1 protein-coding gene is annotated in these 1783 nt (G+C 69.8%); it reads left to right on the top strand.

The window, feature by feature from the left end; translation table 11 throughout:
- Positions 1–1783 (top strand): DNA polymerase III subunit alpha (dnaE, locus tag D7Y11_RS42495; protein WP_126936509.1); only part of this gene is annotated, 1783 nt, incomplete at both ends.

Here is a 1783-nt window from a genome sequence, read left to right on the forward strand (position 1 = left end):
GTGCCAGGGGCGGGGCAGCGCGGCGAACTCGGCGGTCTGCTACGCGCTGGGCATCACGGCCATTGATCCGGTGCGGATGGGGCTGTTGTTCGAGCGCTTCCTCAGCATGGAGCGCAAGGAGCCGCCGGACATCGACGTGGACTTCGAGCACGAGCGGCGTGAGGAGGTGCTCCAGTACGTCTACGAGAAGCACGGCCGCCGCCACGCGGGCATGGTGTGCGAGGTGATCTGCTACCGGGGGCGGCTCGCGCTGCGCGAAGCGGGCAAGGCGCTGGGGCTGTCGTTGGATCAGGTGGACCGGCTGTCGCGGGTGGCGTCGTCGCACGGTTTCCAGGTGACGCCGGACGTGCTCCAGGAGGCGGGCCTGTCACCGACGGACGGGCGGGTGCTGCGGACGCTGTCGGTGGCGAAGGAGCTGGAGGGCGTGCCCCGGCACCTGTCCATCCACGTGGGCGGCTTCGTGATGACGCGCGAGCCGCTGGTGGACCTGGTGCCGGTGGAGAACGCGGCGATGCCGGGGCGCACGGTCATCCAGTGGGAAAAGGACGACATCAACGCGGTGGGGCTCCTGAAGGTGGACCTGCTGGCGCTGGGCATGTTGACGGCGCTGTCGCGCTGCTTCGCCCTGATCCACAAGCACTACGGCCGCGAGCTGTCCCTGGCCACGGTGCCGCCGGAGGATCCGAAGGTCTACGACATGCTGTGCAATGCGGACACGGTGGGCGTGTTCCAGATTGAGAGCCGCGCGCAGATGAACATGCTGCCCCGGCTCCAGCCCCGGGAGTTCTACGACCTGGTGGTACAGATCGCGCTCATCCGGCCGGGGCCCATCGTGGGCAACATGGTGCACCCGTACCTGCGCAGGCGGCACGGCCAGGAACAGGTGACGTACCCGAGCGACGAGGTGCGCGGCATCCTCCAGAAGACGCTGGGCGTGCCGCTCTTCCAGGAGCAGGCGATGCGGCTCGCGATGGTGGCGGCGGGCTTCAGCGCGGGAGAGGCGGACGGCCTGCGGCGGGCGCTGAGCCACAAGCAGGCGGAGGCGCGCATCCTCCCGTACCGGGGCCGCTTCGTGGAGGGCTGCGAGGCGAAGGGCTACACGCGAAAGCAAGCGGAGGAGTGGTTCGACCACTTCCGGGGGTTCGCGCACTACGGGTTCCCGGAGAGCCACTCCGCGAGCTTCGCGTTGATTGCCTATGCGTCCAGCTGGCTGAAGTGTCACTACCCGGCGGCCTTCACGGCGGCGCTGCTCAATTCACAGCCCATGGGGTTCTACGCGCCGCACACGTTGGTGGCGGACGTGCAGCGGCACGGCGTGGAGGTGCGGCCGGTGGACGTGCGCCGTTCGAGCTGGGACTGCACGTTGGAGGACGGGGCGGTGCGGCTGGGGTTGAGGATGGTGCGGGGGCTGGGCGAGTCCTCGGGCCGGGCGGTGGAGACCGCGAGGCGGGGGGACTACACGAGCGTGGGAGACCTGGCGCGGCGGGCGCGCATTCCCCGGCATGACTTGACGCGGCTGGCGTTGTCCGGGGCGCTGGCGTCGCTGTGCGGGGCGCGGAGGCAGGCGCTGTGGGAGATCCAGGCGCTGGGGCCGCTGGACGCGGACGACCTGTTCTTCGGCATGCCCATGGATGGCACGGCGGTCCAATTGCCTCCCATGGGCGTCCAGGAGCGGGTGGTGGCGGATTACGACACGGTGGGGTTGTCGCTGGAGAAGCACCCCATGGAGTTGCTCCGGCCCACGTTGAAGCGGATGGGGGCGGTGACGGCGGAGGGGTTGAAG

Source organism: Corallococcus sp. AB018, from assembly GCF_003986945.1.
Classification (GTDB): Bacteria; Myxococcota; Myxococcia; order Myxococcales; family Myxococcaceae; genus Corallococcus; species Corallococcus exiguus.